The organism is Paraburkholderia sp. SIMBA_030, assembly GCF_046535245.1.
In the GTDB taxonomy this organism is placed as follows: domain Bacteria; phylum Pseudomonadota; class Gammaproteobacteria; order Burkholderiales; family Burkholderiaceae; genus Paraburkholderia.
The window spans coordinates 77,176-83,336 of sequence record NZ_JAWRXB010000030.1 but is presented as its reverse complement, the minus strand read 5'-3'; the positions used below and the strand labels follow the sequence as shown (position 1 = coordinate 83,336).

General features: G+C 62.5%; 6 protein-coding genes. 5 read left to right on the top strand and 1 reads right to left on the bottom strand.

Going from position 1 to position 6,161, the window contains the following annotated elements:
• Positions 1-788: 788 nt before the first annotated feature.
• The 5 genes from SB772_RS36120 (at position 789) to SB772_RS36100 (ending at position 4,782) form a co-directional block, all read left to right on the top strand.
• Complete coding sequence (locus tag SB772_RS36120) at positions 789-1,505, top strand: ABC transporter permease (RefSeq protein WP_410837906.1); 717 nt, start codon at positions 789-791, stop codon at positions 1,503-1,505.
• Positions 1,502-2,398, top strand: coding sequence for a glycine betaine ABC transporter substrate-binding protein (locus tag SB772_RS36115; protein WP_410837905.1), 897 nt, complete (start codon positions 1,502-1,504; stop codon positions 2,396-2,398). The genes SB772_RS36120 and SB772_RS36115 overlap by 4 nt, the downstream gene beginning before the upstream one ends.
• Positions 2,399-2,411: 13 nt before the next feature.
• Entirely contained in the window at positions 2,412-3,065 is a 654-nt protein-coding gene (locus SB772_RS36110; protein ID WP_341317250.1) for an ABC transporter permease, read from the top strand.
• A complete protein-coding gene (locus SB772_RS36105; protein WP_410837904.1) occupies positions 3,062-4,270 on the top strand; it encodes a betaine/proline/choline family ABC transporter ATP-binding protein in 1,209 nt (402 codons plus the stop codon). The genes SB772_RS36110 and SB772_RS36105 overlap by 4 nt, the downstream gene beginning before the upstream one ends.
• 254 nt (positions 4,271-4,524) lie before the next feature.
• Positions 4,525-4,782, top strand: a complete 258-nt coding sequence (locus tag SB772_RS36100; RefSeq protein ID WP_410837903.1) for a hypothetical protein — start codon at positions 4,525-4,527, stop codon at positions 4,780-4,782.
• A gap of 13 nt (positions 4,783-4,795) precedes the next feature.
• On the opposite strand, the gene SB772_RS36095 is transcribed toward SB772_RS36100, so the two are convergent.
• A complete protein-coding gene (locus SB772_RS36095) occupies positions 4,796-6,019 on the bottom strand; it encodes a winged helix-turn-helix domain-containing protein (RefSeq protein ID WP_410837902.1) in 1,224 nt (407 codons plus the stop codon).
• Positions 6,020-6,161 lie beyond the last annotated feature (142 nt).

Sequence of the window (6,161 nt, the reverse complement as noted above, 5' to 3'; positions counted from 1 at the left end):
GACGCGTCGCGCTGTCGATTCACGTAACCACCTGTCCCGTTATGCCGGAATTCTTTCGAGCAGGTGCGTCACCCGTTCCTGCTGTCCCGCTTTTCTCGGGCCGCAGCAACTGCACTGGCTTGCAGTGAAGATAGCGGCGAGGCGCTTACGGGTGCAGTCGCGCAGTACCGGCAATCCTTCCATCGCCCAGTAGACAGAAAGAATCCCCCGCACAGGACCACGCTAATTAACCGATAAGAAAGCAAGGAAAGGCAATGCCGTAGATACACGGAGATAACGCGCCGCGGAGGCAGAGAAAAGCGGGAAAGACCAGAAAAGATAGAAAAAAGGATACCTAACCAAAACAAGAAACCAGAATATGAATGAACCACATGGGTAGACGAACCCGTCTGACGCCCGTATAATCCCGTCATCCTGACCGCGAACATCGCAGCTACATAAGCCAAGTTAGAGGGGATTGAGTGCAAATTAGCAGCAATCCGCATTTAGCCTGCCGCAGGTAACAATCCAACCCCAGGGGCCCCAAACCCCGCCGGCCAAAGCAAGCCCATCGGCAGCTCAAGCCGGCCACATCGATGGATCTGGCACCAGTCGTTACTCACTGGCAAGCCACCGAGGGCAAAAAGCAACCCACCGCCCAAAGCCCTCGCGCCGGGCAAAAAAACCGGCGTCACTCGGTTCACTTCGCGGCACAAGCCGCGTCCCGAACTTCCCATTCGCAGCGTCATCACGACGCCTTTGCGGCGCGGCCATTCCCGCGCGCTGCTCGAACAAGGAGGCGCATCTCCATGATTCAACGTCCTGCCAGGCTGATCGGCAGTCTTGTAGCCATCGGCATTGTCATCGCGCTGTTGTACCGCGCGATCGACCCCGGCGCGCTGCATCAGCACGCGCCCGATCTCGTCTACTACACGAAAAGGCACCTGCTGCTCGTCGGCTATTCGATGGCGCTCGCGCTGCTGGTCGGCATCCCCGCTGGCGTGCTGCTGAGCCGCCCTTCGCTCGCGCGTCATGCCGAACGTTTCATGCAAATCTTCAACATCGGCAACACGATTCCATCGTTGGCGGTGCTGGCGATTGCACTCGGCATCTTCGGCATCGGCGATATACCGGCGCTGGTCGCACTGTTCCTCGCGTCATTGCTGCCTATCACGCGCAACGCTTACGAAGGCATGAAAAACGTGTCGCCCGCCTTGCGCGAAGCGGCGCGCGGTTTGGGTATGACGGGGTGGCAGTCGCTGCTGCGCGTCGAGCTGCCCAACGCGATGCCGATCATCATCGGTGGCGTGCGTACGGCGCTGGCGATCAACGTGGGCAGCGCGCCGCTCGCGTATCTGATCGGCGCTGACAGCCTCGGCACGCTGATTTTCCCCGGCATTTACCTGGACAATCAGCAGCAGCTTCTGCTCGGCGCCGCGGCCACCGCGATTCTCGCGCTGGTGCTCGACGGCATTGTCTCGGCCGGCAGCCGCTACCTGCTCGCACGACGCGGGGTGACGGCATGATGAATCTGTTGAAGCGCGGCCGCTGGATCGCAGCCGGCGCGCTGCTCCTGGCCAGCTTCCACGCAAGTGCGGCCACCTTGGTGCTCGGCGGCAAGAACTTCACCGAGCAATATGTGCTGACCGAAATCACCGCGCAGTATCTGCGCGCGAAGGGTTACACGATCGATGCCCGCACCGGTCTCGGCAGCACACTGCTGCGTAGTGCGCAGGAGAACGGTCAGATCGACGTGGTGTGGGAATACACCGGCACGGCTGCGATCGTCTACAACAAGATCACCGAAAAGCTCGATTCGAATACGATGTACGAACGCGTCAAGACACTCGACGCCAAACGTGGCCTCGTCTGGCTCGATGCATCGCCGCTGAACAACACGTACGCGATCGGCTTGCCCGAGCAGGTGGCGCGGCAAACCGGCATCCGCACGATCTCGCAGCTCGCGGCCAGGATCGACGCCGAGCCGAATAAGAAGCACGTGTTCGCAATGGATGCGGAGTTCGCCAATCGTCCGGATGGTCTGAAGCCACTCGAAGCCGCCTATGGCATTCAGTTCAGCCGCGCGGAAACGCGGCAGATGGACCCAGGTCTCGTCTACACCGCGTTGCATAACAACCAGGTGTCGATCGGTCTGATCTACACGACCGATGGCCGCGTGAAGGGTTTCAATATCACGCCGCTCGAAGACGATCGCCACTACTTCCCCGCGTACAACGCAACGCCGGTGGTGCGCAAGCCGATCCTCGACCGGAACCCGCAACTCGCGACGCAGTTGAACGCGCTGTCCGCCGCGCTGAACAACGACACCATGCTGGAGATGAACAAGCAGATCGACATCGACGGCAAATCGGTGCGCGAAGTGGCGGCGGAATTCCTGCGCACGCACAAGCTGCCTTGAGCGGAGACCTTTGATGAACGTATTCGACTATTTATCGGCCAACTGGCCGGAACTGCTGCAACTGACCGCGCAACACGTGTGGCTGGTGGGTATCGCGGTGGGCTGCGCGATTCTGGTCGGCGTGCCCCTAGGTATCCTGATCAATCGCCACGAGTGGCTCGCGTCGCCATTGCTGGGCGTGGCGACCGTGGTGCTGACCCTGCCGTCGATCGCGTTGTTCGGTTTGATGATTCCGGTGTTCTCGCGCTTCGGCCAGGGCATCGGCGCGGTGCCGGCGATCACCGCGGTGTTCCTCTATTCGCTGCTGCCAATCATGCGCAACACCTACCTCGCGCTGCGCAATGTGGACGCGGGGATCAAGGAAGCCGGCATCGGTATCGGCATGACGGTCTGGCAGCGGTTGCGCCTCGTCGACTTGCCGCTCGCGGTGCCGGTGATTCTCGGCGGCGTGCGCACGGCGGTCGTGATGAACATCGGCGTGATGACGATCGCGGCGGTGATCGGCGCGGGCGGCCTCGGCACGCTGATCATCCGCGCGATTGGCCAAAGCAACATGATGAAACTATTGGTGGGCGCCGTGCTCGTGAGTGTGCTCGCGATCGTCGCCGACCTGCTGCTGCAAGCATTGCAACGCTTGCTGACACCGAAGGGAGTGCAAAAGACATGATCGAACTCGATCAACTGACCAAAACGTTTACGCAGAAGGACGGCCAGCAGGTACGCGCCGTCGACTCGGTGAGCCTCACCGTCGGCGAAGGAGAAATCTGCGTGTTTCTCGGCCCGTCGGGCTGCGGCAAGACCACCACGCTAAAGATGATCAACCGTCTGATCGCGCCGACTTCGGGCCGCGTGCTGATCAATGGCGAGGACACCTCGGGTCTGAACGAAGTCGAATTGCGCCGTCACATCGGCTACGTGATCCAGCAGATCGGCCTGTTTCCCAACATGACGATCGAAGAAAACATCACGGTCGTGCCGCGTCTGCTCGGCTGGGACAAGAAGCGCTGCCGCGAGCGCGCGACCGAGTTGATGTCGATGGTCGCGCTCGAGCCGAAGCAGTATCTGAAGCGCTATCCGCGCGAGTTGTCGGGCGGACAGCAGCAGCGGATCGGTGTGATTCGCGCGCTGGCGGCCGATCCGCCGGTGCTGTTGATGGACGAACCGTTCGGCGCGGTCGACCCGATCAACCGCGAGTCGATCCAGAACGAGTTCTTCCAGATGCAGCGTCAGTTGAACAAGACCGTGATCATGGTGAGCCACGACATCGACGAAGCGATCAAGCTCGGTGACCGCGTGGCCGTGTTCCGCCGTGGCCAGCTGGTGCAATACGATCACCCGGACACGCTGCTCGCGCATCCGCGCGATGAGTTCGTCGGCGCGTTTGTCGGTCAGGACAGCACGCTGAAGCGTCTGCTGCTGGTGAAGGCCGGCGACGCCGCGACGCAACCGGAAACCGCGCGCGCCGACACGCCTGTCGCACGCGCCTTCCAGATGATGGACGACAGCGACAGCCGCTATCTGACCATCGTCGACAACAACCGGCAGGCGCTCGGTTACGTTACGCGCCGCGCGGCGCGCGCCGGGCAGGGCGTGTGCGGCGAGCATCTGAGCGAGTTCAAGGCCACGGTGAGCGCCGACGAGCATCTGCGCATCGTGCTGTCGAAGATGTATCAGTTCAACTCGTCATGGATGCCGGTGATGGACAGTGACGGACGCTATGTCGGCGAAGTCACGCAGGATTCGATCGCCGATTATCTGAGTTCGGGCCGCTCGCGTCGGCAGTCCGGTCAACCGGCCATCGTGTCGCCTGCCGTTGCCGCGGCCGAAGCGGCCGAAGCGGCAGCCGCGCAGGCCGCCGCGGCGCACGCTTGAGGTCCGCCACAAGCTAGTCAGGCCGCCCACCGGCCTTCGCTCGATCTCGGCGCGAAGGCCGCGTATGCCGCCAGAACCGCCGCGCCTGGAAGACGACGCGCGCGCAAAAATCCTGATGTATCGATGGACGCCTTAACGTAGATCAGGCAGATCGCGCTGGGTCCCATCACGAATGGACGGCAGCGCACGATCGGTATATAACAACGTGAAAGATGGCGTGTTCACCGGTGCTTCAACAGGAGAGATGTTTCATCATGACGCAAGACGTAACACCTAAGCCGCCCACGGGCGACCGGCCCGAGCTGGAACACCTCGATGCCGCGCTCACGCATGTGGAGCGGCAAGTATCGTCGGGCAGCATTGCTTCGGGTGCTGCAAAGGGCATTCTGTACAGCCTGATCGAAACGCTCGGCGCGTTCGTCGGCGATCCCGATCTGCCGGAGCATGCGCGTTCGGGTTACGAAGGCCTGCTGGAAACCGCTCGCGAGTTGCGCGCAAGGATTGAGCACTGAGAAAGTGGGGCGTTCACGCTTGCACGCTGCTGTCGGCGCTCAACGCATCGACCCATTCCGGCGGCCCGGAGGTGATTTCCAGCTGCGGCGTGCCGTGCCAATCCGCGCAACGCTGCAACGCGCGGCGCAGATCGCCCGCAAGGCGCGCACTCAGGCGCACGCCGGGTTCGATGTGCAGCGACTTCAGTTCGAACACGCCGCTGGTCCGATGTGCTTTGGCATCTACGCGGCCGACCAGACGGCCTCGGCTCAACAGCGGTAGAACGAAGTAACCGTATTTACGTTTCGCCGCGGGTGTATAGCATTCGATCGCGTAGTCGAAATCGAATAGCGCGGCGGCGCGCTTGCGGTCCCACACGACCGGATCGAACGGCGAGAGCACCGTGGTGGCGCTCGAAGCGAGTTTGCCGTTGGCCGCATCGTCGATCATCGACGCGAATTCGTGGTGGACGAAGGTGTCCTGTTTCCAGCCTTCCACTTGTACGGGAATCAGCTCGCCCTGATCGGCGAGCGCATGCAGTTCGTCGCGATACGGACGGCGCGGCAGCCGGTAGTAATCGGCAACCCAATCGGCCCGCGCGACGCCGAGCGCGCGGCAGGTGCGACGCAACACTTCCCGGGTGACGGTTTCCGCCGGCGGCAGATCGCGTGCGTCGTCCCAGTCCGGCAGCACGCGCTCGGTCAGATCGTAGACACGGTGAAAATTGCGCCGCTCGGCCACCATCAATTGCCCGATCGCGAACAGCACCTCCAGGTGGCGCTTCTCCGGCTTCCAGTCCCACCAGCCGTTGCTCTTGCCCGCTTCGCGAGCGAAATCCGCTGAGCGCACCGGGCCGGTCGCACGAACATGCGCGAGCAGGCGCTCGATGTCCTTGCGATGCTTCTTGTGCCACTCAGCCGCGTATTTCCAGCCCATGCCGCTCGGATCGAGCATGCGGTGGCGCAGCAGACCGTAGTCTTCGGCCGGCACGAAACAGGCTTCATGCGACCAGTACTCGAACAGTTTGCCTTCAGCGAGGTGCTCGTCGAGCCACTGCTGCGGATACGCGCCGAGCCGGCTGAACAGTACGAGGTAAGGGCTGCGCGCGACGACGTGGATCGTGTCGATCTGCAATTGCGCCATGCGGTGAATCGCATCGAGCACGTCGGCTTTGATGGCCTTGCGGCGCGGCGGCGTCAGCAAACCCTGCGCGGCCAGATGCAGGGTGCGGGCGGCGGATAGCGAAAGGGTCTTCACGCGAGTGTCGGTCAGTGAGTGACTGCGTTGGGGAGCGGACGCGAGATCCGGCGCCGGGATCGGCAGTCGCTACTTTAGCGTGAATACGGCAGACGAATCGGAGCAGGGCGGTGGATCAGGGTGCAGGCGCCGGGAAGCCTGC